The sequence below is a fragment of the Leptothermofonsia sp. ETS-13 genome (assembly GCF_049200465.1).
Taxonomy (GTDB): Bacteria; Cyanobacteriota; Cyanobacteriia; order Leptolyngbyales; family Leptolyngbyaceae; genus Leptothermofonsia.
Window position 1 is genome coordinate 5,501,766 of the sequence record NZ_CP120836.1, and the last position, 21,730, is coordinate 5,523,495.

Sequence of the window (21,730 nt, forward strand, 5' to 3'; positions counted from 1 at the left end):
CTTCTAGCCCACCTTAAATGTTTCCACCGACTCCTGTAACTCCCTGGCAACGGCGATGGTTTGCCGCAGCGAATTGGAAACTTGCAACGACGAGCGGGAGGTTTGTTCGGCGACCTGGGCCACCTCCTGCATCAGGGTGGTAATCGTTTGCGAGGTCTGCACCTGGGACACCGTCGCTTCTGAAATTGCCTGCACCAGGTGGTCAATCTGGCGCGACACCTCCAGAATTTGGGCCAGACTGTGCTTGGCATTTTCGACCAGGACGGTGCCTTCGACCACCTGGGTAGTGCCCTGCTCCATCGCTTCCACCACTTCACTGGTTTCCCGCTGAATCGTTTCAACGATCTGCTCAATCTCGCGCGTGGCAGCAGCGGAGCGGGCAGCCAGTTCACCCACCTCCTCAGCCACGACGGCAAAGCCCTGGCCTTCTTCGCCTGCGCGGGCCGCTTCAATCCCCGCATTGATCGCCAGCAGGTTGGTTTGCAGGGCAATCTGGTTAATCAGGGCGACGACCTTTGAGATTTGCTGCGACGATTCGCCCAGGCGTTTGACTTTCTTGGCGGTTTCGCCGATGGTGTCGCGCAGAGTCAGGATATTTTGTACAGTCAGGTCCATGGCACTGCCTCCGGCTTCGGCGGTGGTTGAAGCGGTGCGGCTGACTTCGGCGGCCTGCCGGGCTCTGTCCGCGACGGCCTGGATGGAGCGGGTCATGTGCTCCACCGAATCGAGGGTGCGGGTGGTTTCGTGCGCCTGCCGGAGCGCTTCTTCTGAGAGTTGGCGGATGGCGCCTTCGTTGTCGCCGAGGGCCGCGTTGACCTGGAGAGCGGAGCGTTTGACCTGGGTGACGATGGAGCGCAGGCTTTCGACGATGGAGTTGAAGAAGTCGGCGACGGTGCCGATGTCGCCCGCGCTGACTTCGGCGCGGACGGTGAGGTCGCCGCGGGCAGCGTCTTCGACATCGCCCAGGAGGGTCACCAGTTGTCGTTGGAGGGCTTCTTTCTGGCGTTGTTGGTCTGCTGAGATCGCTTCTGCCTGGAGCCGCGCCTGTTCTCTTTGTTCAAATAAGGTAGCCTGATCGAGGGTAAAACCCAGTTGAATGGCGACCTGGCGGAAGAAGTCGATTTCGGTGTCGGTCCACTGGCGGGGACCAGAGCATTGATGCACAATCAGCAACCCCAGGAGATTGCCATTTGCCAATATGGGAGCAACCAGGTTGGCTTTGACATCAAAAGGGGCAAGTTGGGACAGATGACAGGGAGTGAGTCCGGCTTTCTGGATATCGGGAGTTGCCTGAACCCGCCCCTGCTTGTATTTTTCGACATATCCTTCAGCAAAGCAGGGATCATAAATGGTGGAACCGAGGGCAACTGGATATTCTCGTTTCACGGATTCAGCAACGATGGTTCCGTTCCATTTCTCATCAAACATATAGATAATTGCCCGATCCGTTTCCAATGCTTCACGGATACTGCGTACAACGATATTAAAAATTTGCGATCGCTCCAGGGATTCTCGCATCACCAGCGTAATTTCGTAGAGCTGGCGGGCACGTTTGAAGGCTTCCTGCTGCTGTTCCAGAAGGTAAGCCTGATCCAGTGCGTAACCAATTTGAGTAGCGAGTTGTGAAAAGAAATCAATTTCTGTTTCTTGCCACTGACGCGGGCCTGAGCAGGAGTGAGCGCATAGTAAACCAAACAATTTGTTGTTGCACTTTATAGGAGCCACCATGTTTGCCTGGACCTGAAGTTGCTCCAGAATTTCACAATGACAATGGGTCAGGTTTGCTTCCTTCCAGTTAGTAATAAACGAAACTTTGCCACTATTAAATCGTTCCAGGGACTCTTCAGTAAGAGGATCATAAACAGTTTGACCAAGTGCTTTTATCCACCCTGGAGAAACCGATTCTGCAGTGATGGTACCGCCCTTATAGTCATCATTGAATCGATAGAGAAGAACCCGTTCAACCTCTAAAAATTCACGAATTTCGTTGACACTGGTGCGGACAATGTCTTCAATTTTGAGCGATCGCCGAATATTGTCAATCACGTCAGTCAGTAATCGGGCTTCAGTTGCCTGCTGCTGCTGGCGCTTAGCCTCGCGGGTTAATGCCTGCTCAGAGGCAACAATGCCATCTGCCATGTAATTAAACAGGGTTGCTAATTGCCCCACTTCATCCCGGAAAAAAACTTCCGCTCTGGCATTGCGATCGCCGTGGGCAAATGCATGGGTTGCCTGTTCCAAATCTTTAATCGGTCGAATCACTGCTCTGCGGAATACAGAAGACCAGAGCAAGACCATAAACAGCCCTAGAAACAGTACAACGCCTTCCTTCAAGAGGCTAGCTCGCAACAAATTGTTCAAATTATCTTCAGGGGTGCCCCTGACCAAGATGGCTGCTGGCTGGCTGCTATAGGCAGGAAAAGTCGTATCTCCTGCTTCTACAAGCTTATTTGGAACAGCTTTTGTTGCGATCGTATAAGTCCTTCCATTCACCGCCATGCGCCCGGTAACCACCTCCCCCTTCTGGGTAGCAGCAGCCTGAAGCAATGCATTGTCAGGAAGGGGAATGTTGCGATAAGTCAGTTCTGGTTGGTCAGACTTCCCCCTGTCCACTGAGGTAGCGAGCGCAAATTCCCCATTTGGTTGGCGGAAATAAATGGCACTATAACCCGTGCCAAAGGAATTGAGCGTGCCCTCCACAATCGGCAATTTGCGGTTGACAATATCGCCAAACACCAGTGCCCCAATCACCGCTTGAGAATTGGGATCCCGCACCGGAGTCACCACATAGCGAATTAAAGCATCTTGATGCGTGAACCCGGCAGGCAAGGGAGGCGACTCTTTCGCCAGCTCACTCCAGGGCACAATCGCACTGGCCTTGATTTGGCGTGCGCTTTTCATCGCCTCATTCACCAACCCATTGGGGTCAAACTTCTCGCCCCGACGATTCACATTGGCATTGACCAGAATCCGGCCATCCTTATCCACCAGAGTGGCATACTCCATCTTGTGCGCCTTCACCTCATTCTTGAGGATTTGCCTCACCTGCTCTTGCAGTTCAGCCCCCAGTCCGCCGCCAGTGATCTGCGAACGAGCCGCATTGATAATGGCGGCGTTATTGGACTGCCCCCGCGAGCCGAAGCCCATCTGGTTGACCTTGATGTTGTAGTTGGTTTCGGTGACGGTGACTTCGGATTTGGCCTGGTCGAGCAACTGGGTGCGGAGGCTGTGGGTAAGCACCAGGATGGTCCCCACCCCCAGCCCCAGAATCGGTACCAACTCACACACCAGCAGAGCCAAAAACTGTTTGCGACTAATGGGGAGGTCAAAGAACTTCTGAACCAGCGGTGAGCGTTTCTGGGTAGGAACAGGATCAGAAGGCGGCTTAATTAAAGAAAATGCTGATGGGGAAACCTGAGTACTGGAGTCCTGCAGCGGGTAACTGGAACCACGGTACTTCAGAACTTGTCGGGGTACCTGGTAACTCAAGTTCTGCTGAGAAGGAACAAACTCAGAGTGAAGAATGTCAGAGGTGGCATTTGTTTGGTCAACCATAAGGCACTACTCATGGAATAAATGGAAAAGGCTTAATCATTGATCCTGGGAGGTTGGACGATGGTTATCTATCGTGGTTAAGGAAAACAGGCGCATTCACAATCGACTCTGGATTGAGGACAGGGAGCATCTGGTGTTGGAGGAGGACACAACCGTGCAAAAAGCCAATCAGATGAGGCGGGAGATGGGGCGGGGGCGGATGAATCTCGTGTGGCTGCCACCAGCCCATCCCCTCCACGCGGTGCACCGCCAACGCCAGCGGCAGCGTTCCCACCTGAATAATGGCAACAGCATGCCACGGGCGGCCGCCATCCAGCGCCCCCAACCCTAACACCTGGGGCAAATCCACCAGCCACAGCACCCGACTGCGGCGATTGATCAGGCCCAACACAGGCGGAGGCACATTGGGCATCGGCGTCAGCCGCGCCGTGGGTAACACCAGCACCTCCAACACCTGCCGCATCAACAACAGCACCGGGAGCGTCTCATCTAGGTACAGCTTGAGATAGGCTTCCCCCATCAGCTTGGGGGAGCGCAGCGCGTGGGGCACTAAATCTGAAGACTGCATCCTCCTACCTCGCCACCGACTGCACGACACGCACCAACTGTTCCGAAGTAAACGGCTTCGTCAGATAGGCACTGGCCCCCTGCTTCATGCCCCAGAGGCGGTCAATCTCCTGACTTTTCGAGGTACAAAGAATCACTGGGACATGTTCAGTGAGGGGATGCTTTTTGAGACTGCGGCACAGTTCAAAGCCACTCATGCCCGGCATCACGACATCAGTAATAATGACATCCGGTTTGAGTTCGATGGCCCGGCTCAAGGCTTCTTTGGCACTCACCGCCCCCACCACACTGTAGCCACTTTGGCGCAAGTAATGGCTGATTAATTCCATTTCTGACGGCGTATCTTCGACAATCAAAATCGTGCCCATCAACGTTACACTCATCTTCGGGGTTCCTTTCTAACAGGTCAGATCCAAGAGGTCCAGGGGGTCCAGGGCGGTCGGGTAACTGAACAGCCCAGCCCCAGGCAACGAACAAGTCAGCATGGCGTCACAATCGAGGCATCACGAGCATCCATGGCTAAGTTAAATGCTTAAACACCATCTTCAACAATTCTGATTGGGTAAACGGTTTGGTCAAGTAACCCGACGCGCCAACAAGCTTGGCCTTAGCCCGGTCAATGAACCCGGTATGACCGGTGACCATAATGATGGGGGTGTGCTTGAAGTGGGCATGGCGGCGCAGGAGAGAACAGAGTTCATAGCCATCGAGGTTGGGCATCCCGACATCGAGCAGAATTACATCCGGTTTGCTGCGAATCACCTGCATCAGGGCTTTGATGGGGTCATTAATCATAATCAGGGTGAAACTGGCATCGTCGAGGAAGGCTTTCATCGCTTGCAGAATGGTGGGACTGTCATCGATACAGGCGATGGTGTAGTGGCCTTTGGGCAGCAGGGGCGGCGCGGCTGGAGTCAGCGCCTCCTCGGCTTTGGCTTTCCAGAGGAGAACCCCTTTCGCCGTCGGGGGGGACGCGGGGGACGTGGGGACGCGCTCCGCTGGGGACGCAGGTTGCGCCGCCGGGCCAACCCGAGGCGCGCCAGGAGTCAGGGGCGGTTGCCGCCGCCGCAGTTGCGCCTGACAATGTTCCACTAAGGGGCGCAACTCCAACCGGCACAACTGGGGGAAGTCGTCTACCTGTTCCTTGGCGAGAAAGTCGTGGCTGCCGCTCGTCAGCGCCAGAAACGGCTCCAGCACCTCTTGGGCCAGTGCCTGTACCAGTGGAGGCACCTGGGAGGGATCCAGGTAGTGTTGTTCAACCAGCCAGCGGATGGCCCGGTAGTCTGCGCTCGGATGCGGCGGCGCCTCGGCGGGGGATTCAAACAGCAGCCGCACCTGCACCCGGACGGCACTGACCAGACTCGGCACCTGACGACTCAGCTGTCGCAGGTGCCGGTCCAGGCGTTCAAACGGTTGAGCCGAATTGCTCGCAAAGGTCAATTGGCCTTGCTCGAAGTAGAGCATCCAGGAGGTGGACCCGTCTGATACCTGTAAGCATCCGCTGCTGAAGCGGCTGCTCACTTGAGCAAGCAGGCTGAGTGGATGTAGTTGTTGAGAGGGTCCATAGCTAACCATACTCACGGGGCTCATGCGGGTCTTCTCCGGCTAATTGAGATAAATTCATTGGAAAATCTTGGGAGGCATTGCTAAGTAGCCACAATGAATTGCTGACAGCACTAAAAGAAGGGGCTGGTAGTAATTAGCCGTTATCCCTTCTTAAGCCAGCAGAATGAATGAAAGACTTCAATTCATCCAAATTTAGCTACCGCCAGGTTGTTTAGGACATTGGGTTTAGAGAGGGTGTGGTTTGTCCCATTCCTTCTTCATACAGTTAATTGGGTGGAGCTACTTATTTGTGCTGGGGATATGGTAGTGCAACCATCACAGCCAGGTAGGGGATGGCTGTGGCATTTAATTAATTGGAACCTATCGGAACTAACTGGAATCAACCGGAACTAATTGGAACCTATCAAGATTTTGTTCTTACAGAACTTCTTGTCATCCGGAGACGACAGTTAGATAGACGCAGGATGATCTGAAAATGAGCCATCAGTAACTAGTGGGCGATGGCATAAGTCCAGCAACCATTCGGTTGGGGAGTAGGGAGTAAGAGGGAGCCAGAATAGTATCCGTAGTCCCGCCATGCTGTACTAGTAGTCCGTCAGGATAGATTAGAGGGTTAGCTCAAATCTATAAAATCCATTTCCAGGGTGTTTTGAGGGTTTTCACCTCAAAACAGCCTTGACAGACCACTAGCGATCGCCATAAACGCCCAACGACTACTCTGGCTTATTAAGTCAAGCCACACCTTCAAGAAAGGTTATCAGGTAGTACCATTTGAACGATAACAACTGGCAAAAGGTGATGCCTACCCTGGTAGCCTTAATAGGCAGGTAGTCTTAACGGGCAAAGCGATCCCTGGTAGTGCAATTCAAAGCTGGACTTAGAAATGGTAGTGCACCAGTAACCCAAAAGCGTTTAGCTGAAAGCGTTTAACTGAATCCCCTTCAACCTTAACTTATCGCTTATCAGGGTGTTTACGTATTTACACGTAAGTAGTATCACTGTCTGCTGACTCTGATATTAACAGGCAAATAGATCTCTTCAGTAAAGAGTAGATGAAGAATCAAGCATTTCCATTAAAAAAATAGGAATAAGCTCTAATTTTTAGAACGACTGTATAGTGTATGGCAAAAAGAGGCAGTAATGCGCTGAATGGAGTTAAGCTCTAGCAGGAACTGCCAATGAAGTGTCTCCAAATGTGAGGACACATGGTGATGCTTCAAAAAATGTTAATTGGTAGAGACTTTCCACGGAACATCTCTCAGACCTAACCCCCAACCCCTTCCCTCCAAGGGAAGGGGAGCTCTGATTCAAGTCCCTCTCCGGCACGGAGAGGGGTTTGGGGAGAGGTCAAGCGATTGGTGTATACACGGTAGCAGGCTGATACCAATTTGATTTGAAAACAGTGCAAATCCGACCCCTCCTGACCTCCCCTTGGCAAGGGGAAGTGCCGAAGGCGGTGGGGTGATGTGCAAGGTTCATCATTTAAATTGGTATGAGATCTCTCGACCTCCGAAATCTTCAAGATTTCGGAGGTCGAGTATGCAACTGAGAATGCTCTTAGCCTTTCAGCTTCCTTACCCTTACTTCTTCATTAATAAGGAATCGTGCCCTGGTAGGTGCTACCGTCGGGCATAATGGCAAAATCCAGTTGAGCATTGCTGAAATTAGTGCTGTGGCTTAGTTTTGCCTGGGAAAAATTGGCATAACGCAAATCCGATCCACTTAAGTTAGTATTGATTAAAGTCGCTTCAATTAAAATTGCTCCGTACAAACTGGCTCTTTCCAGGTTTGTGTCTTGTAATTTGGCCCACTTGAGGTTCGCATCCCGGAGTTCTGCCTGGGTTAAGCGGGTGCCTTGCAACTCTGTCTGCATTAAGTTGATATTTAAGAGCTGAGCCTGGGTGAGGTTACAACCTTCTAATTTGGCCTTCTGCAAGTCAGCTCCCTGCAGGTTAGCTTTTTCCAGGTTAGCGTTTTTGAGATTGGTTTCTTTGAGAGTGGCATTCGTCAGACGTGCGTTGGCTAGATTTGCTCCAGCAAGGTTACTTCTGCTTAAGTTTGCTTTTCTCAGATCGGCTCCGCGCAAATCAGCTCCACGCAGATCGCATCCCACGCATTTTTTAGTCGTTAGAAGCTTTCTAATATTATCAACCGAGATTGCTAGTTGCGATCGCCCTCCCAAAGTTCCTGGTACTGTTCCTTGAAGTTGGTGGAATTTTTGTTCGTATTGGTGGAATTTTTGTTCGTAAAGGACTGCGATCGCCGTTGATACGGCCAGGAGCGATCCAGCAACCAGCAGAATTTTGGTATTCATCACAATAGTCCCCAAGGCGGGTTTATGGCTCTTCATGAAGTTTCGAGCATACAGCATCATTTCATACCCAGATTCAGCAATGCCTCATCGGAAAGCCAGAAGAACCAGGTTTATTGCCAGTATTCAGTCAATACCCGACATAACTGGATCAGCCAATTAAAGTTTTCGTCAAGCGAAGGCGTCTCAAGTATTAGGATATGTTCTAAAAAGTTTGAACCTGGCAACGAATCTACGTAGGAGTGATATTTTATAAAACAGGTGTTAGAGCGATTTTGAGGAACGTGTTTCCGCTTCCTGCACCTGATTCAGCCATCTGGCTCTTTTAAGAGTTGATGATAGATGACGCTAATACCAAAGCGGTATTGGTATTTCAGACATTACTTCAGACAATTTTGAAGGTGCAGACTGCCCAGGTATAGCGATCCTATTTAGATTGTGAGAAAAAGTTCCGCAGGAACTCTTCACAAAGCCTCTCCATCTCACAACTGATTTAGGACTGCCATACAGACAGATAGAATAGCCGCGATCGCGTCGGGCTATTTTCTCCATCATCTCGCTTCTATTTTCCTAGCCCAAAAAGTCGTTGTTATGAATACTTCACCCCTGAAGAAATTTCTGCTGCCCTCAGTTTTGATGTTTATGGTGGTCTTCTCGGCGCTAAATCTGTCGTTTCCCGCGCAAAAAGATAACCTGCTGCTTGCCAAAGTGCTTTTTATGGGAAATCGTGAATTAAAGCCGACATCTTTGGGTGTTCGTGGAAATCTGATGATTCGTTATGTCGGATTCACAGTCATTGTTAGCGTTGGGGCCAGTATTGCCACGGTTGAAGCCATCCGTCGATTGCAGAAATGGAATGAAGCAAAACAAGCTAAAAAGATGCAGGCTCTGCAAATGCAGGCGGCGGCACTCAATCTAGCCGAATCATTACAGGCTGATCAAGAAACCGATTTCCAACATAGTCAGTTTGACCTGGTCGGCAACTTAGAGCCAGGTTGCGAAACCAATGAATTCTCATCAGCCGAAAACTTTTCTGCAACCTATCCAGAATGGAACCATCATGATTTGCCGTGTTCAACCCAGACTCAACCGATGGAGGTTTACTCGCATTATCAAATCTGCCAAATTCGAGTTCCCTATTTGGAACAAAGCTTGTCTGCAATTTTTGCTGATGGATTTTATTACCGCTTTGTCAAAGCGGAAAAAACTAAGGATAAAGCATTCAACTTTGTGGCGAATTTGGCTCAAAGAGGAGAGCATGCCGTAATTACCTGTATCAAAAACGGTTACGCAATCTGGGTTTGGGAACCAAATGCTTCTCCCGATCTGGTCGCGTAAATTCTAAAGTTCATACTATTTTTATACAATTTGTGTCTTTCCTTGATTTGTAATTGATGGATTTGAACTAGAAAGGAAAGAGGGTTACTGAAATAACCGGAGACACCTGGTAGGGGTTTATGGAGTGTCTATTCGGGTTAATCAGTTACCTGATCAGGGATTGGCAACTTGTTCGTCTGGACAGAAGCGATCGACTAACATCTTGCACCAGAGCTTTGAATTGAATCTAGTGCTTCATGGCAGAAGGTTTCCGCCCGTTGCCTGGATGAGCACCCATTTACTCATCCACTCATCTACCTATCCACGTTACAACTAAGCAGTTATTTCTGCCATTCTGCACTAGCTTAAAGTTGGCACTGTCAAGCCTTTCTCGAAACAGCCCAACTGGCTCTCCTAAGAGTTTGGTATGCGTAGGGTGCCCACAGTAACCGCTCTGAGCATTGCCTGAGTTTTTCTACGGCTGTCGCCAGGTTGCTTAGAACATTGGGTTTAAAGGAGGGGTGGAACTCCTGCACCCCGTTCCTAAGCTTAGTGACTATAGCTATATGTCTGATCATCCCTAACCTGCAACCCATCGAAGATCGGGTTGCGTAGCTGCCAAAGATTGATATGAATGCACAAACGAATAGCAATGAACGCCTACTGGGTTTGAATGTTGGGCAAATAAGCCAGTTCGCAATTGCGCGATCGCCTTACTTATATTTTTTATTCTGGTTGAGTGTCATTTCTGCTGGCGTATTAAATACGTTAGTCGGTAATGCAGCTCTAGCAACACCCGTTCAATCGGCCTTACGAGAAGAGGAGAACACCTGGGAACATCAGAACACAGAAACGTTAACGCTTTCTGAAATACCTGTTGTTCAGGATCTTACCCTTTCAGGCCAACCACTTTTGAGCCGTGATCAACTGGGTGAGTTTAGTCAGAATGCTGTTCAAATGAAAGTGCTGGAGCAATCTGTCTCCCAGCCTGGTGTGGATGCAACAGTTATTCAACCCCGCCTTCAGTCGGTAGACTTAGCTGGAACTGGCGGGAACTTAAATTTGGGGGCGATCGCCCAAAATCCCGAATCTCCTAATTCACCCAATAATTCAAGCCCGTCCAACCCCCTTTCAAATGTTCGTCGGCAGGGAAGCGAAATTTTGGGTAAGCCTTCAATTCAACTCCAGGGCGTCTATGTACTCCAGGGCAATGAATCTTCTGCACGGGGACGGGTGAATGCCCTTTATCCAGTCAGTCCAACGGCGCTGTTTGGTGCAGTGGTTGATTTGACCACTGGAGATGCATTTTCTGACTCTCCTGGAACTGGATTGCGGCTCAACGAACTTTATTTTGCCTACGCCCCGTTTGAGCAATTGCCGGGGCTGCGCTTTGTGGTCGGACTGATGGATCTAACCTCCTATTTTGACCGCAACAGTTTTGCAAAGGATGGAGCCAGCCACTTTTTCAATCGTGCCTTTCAAACAAATCCAGCCTTGAGTGCGGCAGGGCTGGCTTCTCGACCAGGGCTACTGCTGAACTGGAGCGTTACAGACAATGTTGAAATTAAAGCAGCAGGCTTTTCGTCCCGGCGCAATTTGGGACGATTTTCCCTGGATTCGTTTGCTGCCGAAGCGGGGTTTCGCACCGGCAATTTCATTCTGCGTAGCACTTTTGTCACTTCCCGCGACTCTGACCAGGACACAGGATTTGAGGAAATCTATTCCCTTCCCCGTCCGGGCGGGTTTGGGGTACTGGATGATGATCGTGAAAATGCCTTTGGCATCAATGCTGAATATTATGTTCCTAGCCTCAAGCTGGGCTTTTTTGCCCGTCATGGCTGGTATAACAACGTCAGCTTAGGCGAAGGTGGAACAACCTACAGTTTTGGGATGGTTCGCCTGGATTTGTTTACGCGCAACGATCGCCTGGGGATTGCCTACGGTCGGCAACTGTCGAATGACGATTTGCGGCGCGATCGCGATGACAAAATTCCCGATGTGCTGGAAGTCTACTACGACATTCCCCTCGCCAAATTCTTGCGGGTTGGCGTGACTTTTCAAGAGCGCAATCAGTTTTCAGAAACCATTATAGGGTTTCGTATTAAAACCGAATTTAACGTCCTGGGGAGGTTGTTTGAATGAGCGGCTTGTATGAATCCCACAACTCTTCCACGTATCGGGAAAGTGTTTCGCAGACGTGTCGGTCACCGCAAGGAAGCGGGAGAAGCCGGTTACAGGTCTTCATTTCTCCGGCTTCCTTTTTCCTCTTATTCAACCTGGCAATCGGCCTGTTGATGGGAGGCGTTTGGGTCAACGCTCCGGCATCCGCCCAAACAACTTCCCCTGCGGTTAATGAAGGGTATGTGTTGCTCAATCGGGGCTGGGTGAATGATGCGATCGCCGCATTCCAACGAGCTTTGCGCAGCAATCCTAATTCCCTGGAGGCCAGATTGGGATTGGCGATCGCTTATCAACGAGCCGGGCAGGACAGCAATGCCTGGCAAACCTATCAGCAAGTTTTGCAACAAGATCCGAATCAGCCCACAGCCTTAAAAGCTATAGGCTTACTCGGTGGCTACCGCCCAGAATGGCAGGCTCAGGGCATTGAAGCGCTAACGAAATTGTTGCAAGCTACCCCCAACGATAACGAGGTTCGTGCTCAGCGGGCACTGCTATATGGCTATCAGGGGCGGTTTTCAGAAGCACTGGCGGATTACCAACTGCTGTTGCAAACCAACCCCAAACCCGATGTCATTCTGGGGGCTGCCCAAATCTATACCTACAGCGGTGATTATTCCCAGGGACTTGCGCTATTTCAACGCTATCAGAATTTGGGTAAAACGATTCCCGACTCTGCTATCACGGCCTATGCTCAGGCTTTACGGCAGACGGGTAAGACAGCCGAGGCCGTTCAAATCCTGGAAACTCGACTCAACCAGCGAAAGTCATTCGATGCTCTGACCATTGAACTCCGCACGGCTCTGGCCGCAGCCTACCAAGCCAACAACCAGCCAGAACAGGTGGCAGCAGTTCTGGCTCCTTTACGGAATCGGCCAGAAGCGGCGTTACCCCTGGCCCGATCGCTGAGTGCCATTGCCCGCTCAACCGGAAATAGGGAAATGTATCAGGAGGCGATCGCACTTTACCGTCAAGTACTGGCAAAAACACCAGAACCATCGCCGGGGCTGGTGGTTGAAGTTGCCGATGTCATGAGTGAAGCATCCCTTTTCCAGGCAGAAGCTTTGCAGCTTTATCAGCAGGCGATTCAACAACAGCCAACCAATTCTCCATTGAAAATTAAGCAACTGATTCTGGCGCAGCAGGTGGGGCACATCTCCCGCTCTGAATTAACTCAGCAACTCCTGGTGATTTTGCAACCCCTGCCGTCAGTACAGGCGGAACGTCGATTGCTGGCCCAGGCTTTGTTAAAGCTGGATTCCCCCGATCCACAACTGCTTTCTGTCTATCAGGAACTCGTTCAAAGTGGAGTCGATGTTCCGTTTTTGAATTTCCGAATGGCGCAGATGCAGATGCAAATGGGTGAATTGGATGCGGCCAAACAAACGCTGGCCGCCTATCGGGCAACGGCGATCGGTTCGCAAGACCTGGCAACGGAACTGTTGCTTGCCGAAATTGAACGGCGGGAAAACCAGTTAGATAAGGCCGCTCAACGGTATGAATCTGTGATTTCCGCCAATCCTTCAAACACGCTGCTGATTGGGGCAATGCGAGGTTTGGCAGGTGTCCGTCAGGCCCAGGGGCGCATGGAGGATGCGCTGCAAATTTATGACCAGATTTTGAATCGTAATCCTACTGCAACCTGGGCCCAGTTGGGCAGAACGGCAATCGCCTATGAGGCCAAACGTCTATCAGTAACAGAGGCAGAAGCCGTATTAAATCAATGGTTAGCGAATTCAGCGGGTGAAACGCCACCTGAATTGTTTAGCCTAGTTGGGGCATTGCCTCCTGCTCCTGAGCAAGAAGCTCTTTACAGTCGGTTATTGAAGATGAATCCCGATCACCTAGCCGTCCAGCGTCGGTTCATTCAGGTACTGGCAATGCGTGATCCTGAGCAGGCGCGATCGCAGATCAACCAGCTTTTGCAGCGCAATCCTAACAACCTCACCGCCTATTTTGTTAAAGGCGAACTCGCCCAAACGTTGGGGCACTTCGATGAAGCAGCGGATGCCTATCAAACCATTCTGCAACGTCAACCGGACAACCTGGATGCCCTGCTGGCATTGGGTGGGGTGCGGTTTCAGCAGCAGCGCTACCGCGAAGCCGAAACCATTTACATCCGCATAGCCACCCTCCGCCCCAACGATTGGGATATCCGCCGCATTCTGGCCGAACTCAGCCTCGCCCAGGATCACCCCCAGATTGCCATCCAACAACTGAAACAGGCCGAACAGATCCAGAAAACTCAAGGCACATCTGATTCCATCCTCAGCGATCGCCTTGAGCGCGTACAGGTTGACCACCTTAGAAGACGCGGGTTCCAGCCCTCATGGGAGCGTTACTAATGGGAAAATCTATTCAAGCTCAACAATTGTTTGGAGTCTTGCTCCTGTTGAATCTGACAGGTTGTTACTCCCTGCAATTGCCCAAAATGACTCTTTTCGTCAATCAACCCGGTGGACAAATCCCTGACTACTGCCCTGGGCAATCCCCCTCATCTGCTCAGGAGGTCGCAGATTTGAAGTTGCCCCAGGCTAATGCAGTATTGCAGCAAAGCTGGTTGGCTTTTCAAGACCGATTTATTCAGACCGACGGGCGGACGATTGATCGAGAAGTGAGCGATCAAACGACCTCCGCAGGACAGGCCTATGCCATGCTCCGGGCGGTACTGATCAACGACCACGAAGCCTTCGCCCGGGTACTGACCTGGGGTGAAAATAACCTGTCCCGTAAAGATGCCAAAGGCCAACGGATTGACCACCTCTGGGCCTGGTCGTGGGGACAAACGGAGCAAAAAGAATGGAGAATTCTAGATCCTAAATTTGTGAGCGGTGCTGAGGTTGATGTAGCGACCGCACTCATTATGGCTTCTCGTCGCTGGAACTGTGCGCGCTATCTGGCGATCGCCCGTGCCAAACTGGATGACCTGTGGAAACTCTCAACAGAGATTGTTAAAGGCAGGCGTTATTTTCTGTCCACTTCTGATTCAGTCTTTTGGAGTAAACCAAACACGTTACTGCTCAATCCATCCAACTTTGCGCCCTATGCATTTCGTCTGTTTGCGCAGGTAGACGCAAAGCATGACTGGCTCAGTCTGGTAGAGAGCAGTTATCAAATCTTGAATAAGTCTGCAAAGGTGTCTGAAGTGGGCTTGCCCAGTGACTGGATCTTGCTGGATTCTACAACAGGTGAAATTTCACCCGTATCTACCTACGGCCCGCAGCAAAGTCTTTATGGCTTTGATGCGGCTCGTGTATGGTGGCGCATCGCCCTTGATGCAGCCTGGTTTCAATCACGTCAGGCAAAACAATATCTGAAGCAGCATACTGCCTATTTAAAGCAACTTTGGAAAGCCAACCAAAGAATCTCTGCCCAAATCGACCTGCAGGGCAAACCGCTAGTGGATTTTGAAACCACCTCTCAGTACGCCATGCTCTATGCTGCTTTGCGACAGACTGACCCCGAAATCGCCAATCAAATTTATCAAATGAAGCTGAAACGCCAGTATAAAGAGGGCTTTTGGGATAATGACTCTGCTTACAGCACTCAAAACATGGTCTGGTTGGGATTGCTTGCTCCCAAACCACCAACTCCGCTACTGAAGCCATAGCTAAAATATCTGCCAATTTACCAGTACGAAAGTCTTATGCTCTCACCACTTATGCTCTCACCACAAAGATCAGGGCAGCCCGCGACACTAAAACTTTTGTCACAGCTTGTTTATAGCTCTACGCGGGTGCGTTAGGACATTGGAATTAGAGAGGGAGTGGGGGCTTCGCCCCCAGCCAGGGGTTCCACCCCTGCACCCCGTCCTAACCATAATGACTACCGCTATATTCCTAACTCCTGACATCTACCCCTAGCACCCGTTAGAACATCGCGAATCTAAAGTCCCCGAATCCTTCATGCTGCTGCATTTTTTTTCCATTCGCTCAGTGCGAAGATTGGTTTCTCCCCACATTCTTTTGATTGGAATTTTCAGTTCATTATTGAGTTTCGCGACCTGTTTCTTTGTCCCTTCAATGGGACAAACTTCCCATTGTTCAAATCCATGCTCAAACTCTGAGAAAACTTCAGCTCGTCTGTCTCTACCTCCGTTCACTCCCCATGCACAGTTACTCCAGCAAAGTTGGATTGCTTACCACCAGCGGTTTATCCAACACGATGGACGAGTGATAGACCGAGAAGCGGACGATCGCACGACCTCTGAGGGGCAGGCTTACGCGATGCTGCGGGCTGTACTGATCAATGATCCAGAAACTTTTGCCTGCACCCTTAACTGGGCAGAAAATAACCTTGCCCGTAAAGATTCTGCTGGTAAGGTCATTGATCACCTCTGGGCCTGGAAATGGGGACGTACCAGCTTAATCAGTTGGGGAATTCAGGACCGCAACTTTGCCAGTGATGCGGATATTGATGCCATTACCGCCCTGATCCTGGCCTCTCGTCGCTGGAACAACCCCGCATATCTGGATAAAGCCCGTGTCAAGCTGAATGATTTGTGGAATCAGGCGATCGCTGTACTACCCGATGGCAGTCCCTATCTCATGCCAGGTCCAAAAGATGCCTTCTGGAATCAGCCTGATACGCTTATCCTCAATCCTTCCTACTTTGCGCCCTACGCCTTCCGCCTGTTCGCAGAGGTAGACCCCAACCACAACTGGCTGGAACTGGTCAACACTAGCTACCGTGCCCTGGAAAATTCATCTGCTGTTTCAGAGGTTGGTTTACCCAGCGATTGGATTGTGCTCAATCCCAATACGGGACAATTCCAACCATTGCCAGACGACCATTCATTGAAAAGTGTATATAGCTTTGACGCTTACCGGGTGTGGTGGCGAATAGCACTGGATGCCATCTGGTTTCAGGAACCACGCGCCAAACAGTATCTCCAGCAAAATACCCGCCATCTGCAACAGCTCTGGCGCACACAACAGAAAATTCCTGCACGGATCACGCTCCAGGGTCGGCCTACTGTCACCTACGAAGCGACCTCCCAATATGCCATGCTCTACACCGCCTTTCGGTTGATTGACCCCAAACTGGCAGAGCAGCTCTATCAACAGAAACTCCATCCCCAATACCGCAACGGCTTCTGGGACAACGACTCCGCCTACTATACCCAGAATCTCGCCTGGTTTGCCCTGCTCCCCCCCGCCTCCTTCAAATCTCTGCTAACAACCACTCCTAGCCTATGAAACGTCCCCCATTCGCAATTTACCTGGCTCTGCTGTCCCTCATTGGCACGGGTATCGCCTTGAGCTGGACGTCCCCTTTTGTTAAGGCTCAAAGTGAATCGGCTGAACCATCCGAAGTGCCTCCTCCCAAGTCTTCGACGACGCCTCCCCTGGAACCCCAGGCCCCATCAACGGCTCCCCTGCCTGCCCCACCCGACGCCACAGTAAAACCGCTGGCATCGGGTCAGTATGTACTGGAATTCAACCGTAGCCCGGTAGTAGGAAATCGGTTACGCCTGAATGGCATTTACGACGAGGCCCGGTTACGCTTTACCCGCCCGCGTGATTGGAACCCCAAATCTGTCAAGGTTTCCCTCCGATTTCGTCACTCGGCAGCCCTTTATGCCACCCGCTCCAATCTAACGGTGCTGATCAATGGTACCAGTGTGGGCAGTGTGCCATTGAACCGCAAACAGGGGGAATTAGGAAGTGCCATCTTTGACATCCCACCGCGACTGATTCAGGACTACAACGAGGTAGTAATTGCGGCGTTGCAAAACAATTCGCCCACCTGCACTCAAGATCCCTTTGACCCTTCACTGTGGACAGAGGTGTTGCCCGATTCCAAGCTGGTGTTTAACTTTCAGCCTCAACCGATCGCCCTCAACTTTAACCGCTATCCCTATCCTATTTACGATAATTTAAGCTTAGAACCTAATCTGATTGCTTATCTATTACCAGAACAGGTTGAAGAGTCCTGGCTGACAGCAACTACGCGTCTGCAAACTTCCATTGGTCGGTTTGCCCAATTCCGGGGACTAGACACGCGCCTGCTTAGGTCGCCTGATGAATTGAAGCCCAACGAACGCCTGATTATTGTTGGTACGCCCAAAACCCAACCAGCTTTAGCGTCTTTGAATTTACCTCTGCCGCTGAAGCATGGGCAGTTTCGGGATGAGAAGCAAAAGTCATTACCCTCGGATGCAGGAATTCTAATGATGGCCGCCTCTCCCGATGGCAACCATCCTGTTCTGGTAGCAACAGGTAACAGTCTGGAGGGAGTGAAAAAGGCGGTGCAGTTTTTGGTGCAGGCTCGCGATCGCCAACTGGGCACCGGGCGGGTCATCATCGTTAAACAGGTGGATGAGGTGCCTGCCCCCGACCCACGGGATTGGCCTGGGTATTTGCCGTCTGCCAATAGCTTTCAACTCAAAGACCTGAAAGGGTTCAACAATCAACCGATTGATGATGTTACTGTACGCGGTGCTGATGCTCCAGTGATTGAATATGACTTCAGAGCACTACCGGATGACCAGTTCAATCCTGGTAATGTGGTTTATCTCCGCTACAGCTACAGTCCCCAGGTCAACCCGCTCAACTCCTTACTGGAAGTTCAGCTCGATGGCTTTCCCCTAGCGGGTCGGCGGCTCGATTCTGAAAATGGCGGTGTTCGAGAAACATTGAAAGTGACTTTGCCAGAAGACCGAATCAAGCCGAACTCTAAATTGCAGGTCCGATTTCAATTAGACCCGCGCGAACGGCGATCGTGCAACCGGGCAACGGATCAGCAACTTTGGGGTACTGTCCATGCCGACTCACAATTTGAACTGAAGCGGAGCAGTCAAGCGCAGGTACCGGATTTAAAGCTACTTCAGTTTGGATTCCCCTTTGCGGCACCGCAGGATCTTTCCAGGACGGCGATCGCCCTTCCCAATCAACCCACTCAATCCGATTTGCTATTACTGCTGGAATTGGCTGAACGATTAGGACGCATTAGCCGTGCCGATTCTGTCAAGCTGGATGTTTATCGGATCAACCAGGTGCCTGAGCCCCAGAAAGAAGAACGCCACTGGATTGCAATTGGCACCCAGCCAACCTTTCCCCTGCCAGAAGTCTTCAAAGCAGAAGACTTTTCCCTGCAAGACCTGTTCTCCCGCCAGCGTGACCAGAGCAAACTCCAAACCCTACCAGACGAACAAGGAGTCATTAAACAGATGATTTCTCCCTGGAATCCAAAGCGGGTTGTGCTTGCCCTAAGTGGTCAGACAGAGCAAGGTTTAGACAAAGTTCGTGATCTGTTTAGCCGGGATGACCTGTTTTTCCAACTGCGCGAAGACACCGTGCTCATCAGCACCAACAGCAAGGAACCACTTCCTTACGATCCGCAGGCATACAATCTGGAATTTCTACAACGCGCCCGGCAAAAAACAGCAAGTCTCTGAACTCAGCCCCTCTGATCAGTTTTTTAGAACATTGAGTCAAAGCTGGTTTATTCTTGCTCCGGCCACAATTGTGGCGGCTCTCATCCTTTATGGCGTCTTTCAAACCTATTTGAAACGATTTCCGCGTTACTAAACGGTTGGATGAGTGGGGGAGTGATGGAGTCAAGAAACCTCACCCTATCCCCCCATTCCCCTATCCCCTCGCCCCTCACTTCCTCTAACAACTAACAACTAGCAACCTTCCAATGAACGGACTTTACTTAAACTACGATCGCCTCTCAAGCTGGCTTGTAAATGAGCTGCCATCCCAGTTTGATATTCTGCTGAGGGGGCTTGGGACGTCGTCATCTGGTAATTCTGATGGGGGCACTGATGTGGTTGTTTATTCCCCTAGTGACTACACGCCTTGCGATCTGGCAACAGGGAATGTTGGCAGGAATATTGATCGCGATCGGACTGGTTTTAGTCCGCACCGAGGAACGACAGAACAACAGTCGCACCAGCGAATACTTGCATCTGCTTCTGATGATGCTGAGTCTGATCGCAACCATTCGTTATCTCTATTACCGCACCTTCTACACCCTTAACTTTGATTCCTGGCTTGACTCCATCTTTTGTTTGTTACTTTATACGGCAGAACTGTACGCTATTCTGACATTAGGGCTTTCCTACTTTCAAACCCTCAAAATTAAGGAACGGAAGCCAACTGATCTTTCTACTATTCCCAAAGAGCAATGGTTTTCTGTGGATGTCTATATTCCTACTTATAACGAAGAAGTAGAAATTGTCCGTAAAACGGCTCTGGGAGCTTTAGCCATTGATTACCCGGCGGACAAAAAGCAGGTTTACATTTTGGATGATGGTCGGGCTGAGAAGTATCGGGAGCGGCGGGAAGCTCTGCGGCAAATGTGTGAAGAGTTAGGCTGCATCCTAATAACCCGCGACAATAATGACCACGCGAAGGCTGGAAATATTAACAATGCGCTCAAGCAAACCTACGGGGATCTGGTACTCATTCTTGACTGTGATCACATTCCGGCCCGCCGCTTTTTGCAGGATACGGTTGGGTTCTTTCTGAATTCGCAGGTTGCCCTAGTGCAAACTCCCCACTGGTTCTATAACCCCGACCCTTTTGAGCGCAACTTGCTGACTTCGGGACGGATACCCGTTGGGAATGAATTGTTTTATAAGGTGCTTCAAAAAGGAAATGATTTTTGGAATGCTGCGTTTTTTTGTGGTTCCGCAGCGATCATTCGACGCGACTATGTACTGGGGATTGGAGGAATTGCAACTGAAACGGTTACAGAAGATTGCCATACCTCTCTGCGGCTCCATTCCCTCGGCTACGAAACCATTTACTATGACAAGATTATGGTTGCCGGATTAGCCCCCGAAAAATTTTCTTCCTATGTTGGGCAGCAGGTTCGCTGGGCCAGGGGAATGGCTCAAATCCTGCGATTGGAAAATCCCCTATTTAATCGCAAACTTAATTTACGATTATCACAAAGGCTTTGCTACTTCAGTGCTACTTCCCATTTCTTTTTTGGTTTTCCTCGATTGATGTACCTGATGGCTCCCATGCTGTTTTTGCTGTTAGGGATCAACTCAGTTAAGGGATTAGGACTGGAAACTTTGTTTTATGCTCTACCCCATATTGCATTATCGATGCAAACGAATCATATTCCCTATAAACATGTCCGATTCTCATTCTGGAACGAGATTTATGAGTTTGCATTATCATTTCAGGCTGGAATTGTGACTCTGTTAGCGTTAATTAATCCAAAACTAGGTAAATTCAATGTAACGGACAAGGGCTTGAGTATTACTAAACGTAGTTTTGATCTGGACAGTGTTCGCTATCTTCTCATTCTGGGGGTTTTGTCGGCTGCTTCGCTGCTGGTGGTTCCGTTCTGGTTATTGCTCAGTCCGCAGGATACTCAGGCTGTTTTGATTAATGCGCTCTGGTGCATGTTTAATCTGTTTCTGGTTGTTGCAGCCTGCCTGGTTGCATTTGAGCAACCCCAGTTACGTCAATCCCATCGCCTGCCACGCCAGATTACGGCTATCATTCATAGCGAAAATCAGAGCTGGACGGGGATAACCCGGAATGTCAGCGAAACGGGTGCTCAGATTTTACTGGATGTCTGGCCTAATATTCCCGATGAGGTGCGGGTTGAACTGGTGGGCGATTTTGGTGCCCGAGCATTAGTGGATGCACGAATTTTACGTGGCGTGGCAACAAACCAATTGCAAACATTATTGTCGGTGCAATTTATCAATCCTAGCCGCACTCAAATGGATGACCTGATTGTGGTGCTTTACTCGGATGTGAAGGAATGGTATTCCCAAAAACGTTCAGAAAAAGATAATCCACTTCAGTCTTTCCAATTTATTGTGACGAGTCTTGTTCGAGTCTTCAAGGAATTTCAACCGGAAGTCGGAGTCAAGGTCCGTAAACAGGTGCGATCGCCCGCCCAACTCCACTGGGAAGGTTGGGAGAACCTGTTTTTCCAGGCGACTGTCACTGAACTGGGTAGCCGCGACCTCCGCCTGGAATTAGAGAATCACCCGGATTTAAGGCTGGACGAATTGCAGCAGACCAAACCCTTAATCGGTCTACTGTTTACCGGAGAAAAAGATTTCACTCCCCAAAGTCTTCTGGCTCAGGTGCAGACCGTCAGTGTCATTGCCAGTCCAGCCCTGGTTTCAAAAGACAATCTTTTTTTCAGTCGGGTGGTGATGGAATTGAGCTTTCCTGAATCCCTGGATAAACAGCAGAAAGGAAAAATCAGAAAGTTGTTGCGGGCGATCGCTGAAGAACCTTCATCAATTTAGCT

The 21,730-nt window shown here is 50.4% G+C and carries 13 protein-coding genes; 8 read left to right on the forward strand and 5 right to left on the reverse strand.

Annotation, left to right across the window (positions count from 1 at the left end; all coding sequences use genetic code 11):
• Positions 1 to 3 precede the first annotated feature (3 nt).
• From P4D80_RS25085 to P4D80_RS25105, 5 genes are all read right to left on the reverse strand, one after another.
• Positions 4 to 3,555, reverse strand: a complete 3,552-nt coding sequence (locus P4D80_RS25085; protein ID WP_421656772.1) for a GAF domain-containing protein — start codon at positions 3,553 to 3,555, stop codon at positions 4 to 6.
• Between the two features lie 64 nt (positions 3,556 to 3,619).
• Positions 3,620 to 4,123: a chemotaxis protein CheW gene (locus P4D80_RS25090; RefSeq protein WP_421656773.1), complete on the reverse strand. Its 504-nt coding sequence runs from the start codon at positions 4,121 to 4,123 to the stop codon at positions 3,620 to 3,622.
• Between the two features lie 4 nt (positions 4,124 to 4,127).
• A complete protein-coding gene (locus P4D80_RS25095) occupies positions 4,128 to 4,505 on the reverse strand; it encodes a response regulator (protein WP_421656774.1) in 378 nt (125 codons plus the stop codon).
• 136 nt (positions 4,506 to 4,641) lie between these two features.
• Entirely contained in the window at positions 4,642 to 5,712 is a 1,071-nt protein-coding gene (locus tag P4D80_RS25100; RefSeq protein ID WP_421656775.1) for a response regulator, read from the reverse strand.
• A gap of 1,567 nt (positions 5,713 to 7,279) precedes the next feature.
• On the reverse strand, positions 7,280 to 8,002 hold the full coding sequence (locus P4D80_RS25105; RefSeq protein ID WP_421656776.1) for a pentapeptide repeat-containing protein: 723 nt from the start codon (positions 8,000 to 8,002) through the stop codon (positions 7,280 to 7,282).
• Positions 8,003 to 8,590: 588 nt separating this feature from the next.
• Between P4D80_RS25105 and P4D80_RS25110 the strand changes: the two genes are divergently transcribed.
• From P4D80_RS25110 to bcsA, 8 genes are all read left to right on the forward strand, one after another.
• Positions 8,591 to 9,337, forward strand: coding sequence for a hypothetical protein (locus P4D80_RS25110; protein WP_421656777.1), 747 nt, complete (start codon positions 8,591 to 8,593; stop codon positions 9,335 to 9,337).
• Positions 9,338 to 9,461: 124 nt separating this feature from the next.
• On the forward strand, positions 9,462 to 9,653 hold the full coding sequence (locus P4D80_RS25115) for a hypothetical protein (RefSeq protein ID WP_421656778.1): 192 nt from the start codon (positions 9,462 to 9,464) through the stop codon (positions 9,651 to 9,653).
• A 293-nt stretch (positions 9,654 to 9,946) separates the two neighbouring features.
• Positions 9,947 to 11,458, forward strand: coding sequence for a hypothetical protein (locus P4D80_RS25120; protein ID WP_421656779.1), 1,512 nt, complete (start codon positions 9,947 to 9,949; stop codon positions 11,456 to 11,458).
• Positions 11,455 to 13,839 carry a tetratricopeptide repeat protein gene (locus tag P4D80_RS25125; RefSeq protein ID WP_421656780.1) on the forward strand — a complete coding sequence of 795 codons (2,385 nt, stop codon included), beginning with the start codon at positions 11,455 to 11,457 and terminating at the stop codon, positions 13,837 to 13,839. Before P4D80_RS25120 ends, P4D80_RS25125 begins: the two co-directional genes overlap by 4 nt.
• Complete coding sequence (locus P4D80_RS25130; protein WP_421656781.1) at positions 13,839 to 15,104, forward strand: glycosyl hydrolase family 8; 1,266 nt, start codon at positions 13,839 to 13,841, stop codon at positions 15,102 to 15,104. The genes P4D80_RS25125 and P4D80_RS25130 overlap by 1 nt, the downstream gene beginning before the upstream one ends.
• 412 nt (positions 15,105 to 15,516) lie before the next feature.
• Positions 15,517 to 16,692: a glycosyl hydrolase family 8 gene (locus P4D80_RS25135; protein ID WP_421656782.1), complete on the forward strand. Its 1,176-nt coding sequence runs from the start codon at positions 15,517 to 15,519 to the stop codon at positions 16,690 to 16,692.
• Positions 16,689 to 18,893: a cellulose biosynthesis cyclic di-GMP-binding regulatory protein BcsB gene (locus P4D80_RS25140; RefSeq protein WP_421656783.1), complete on the forward strand. Its 2,205-nt coding sequence runs from the start codon at positions 16,689 to 16,691 to the stop codon at positions 18,891 to 18,893. Before P4D80_RS25135 ends, P4D80_RS25140 begins: the two co-directional genes overlap by 4 nt.
• 333 nt (positions 18,894 to 19,226) lie before the next feature.
• Complete coding sequence (gene bcsA, locus P4D80_RS25145; RefSeq protein WP_421656784.1) at positions 19,227 to 21,728, forward strand: UDP-forming cellulose synthase catalytic subunit; 2,502 nt, start codon at positions 19,227 to 19,229, stop codon at positions 21,726 to 21,728.
• Positions 21,729 to 21,730: the final 2 nt, after the last annotated feature.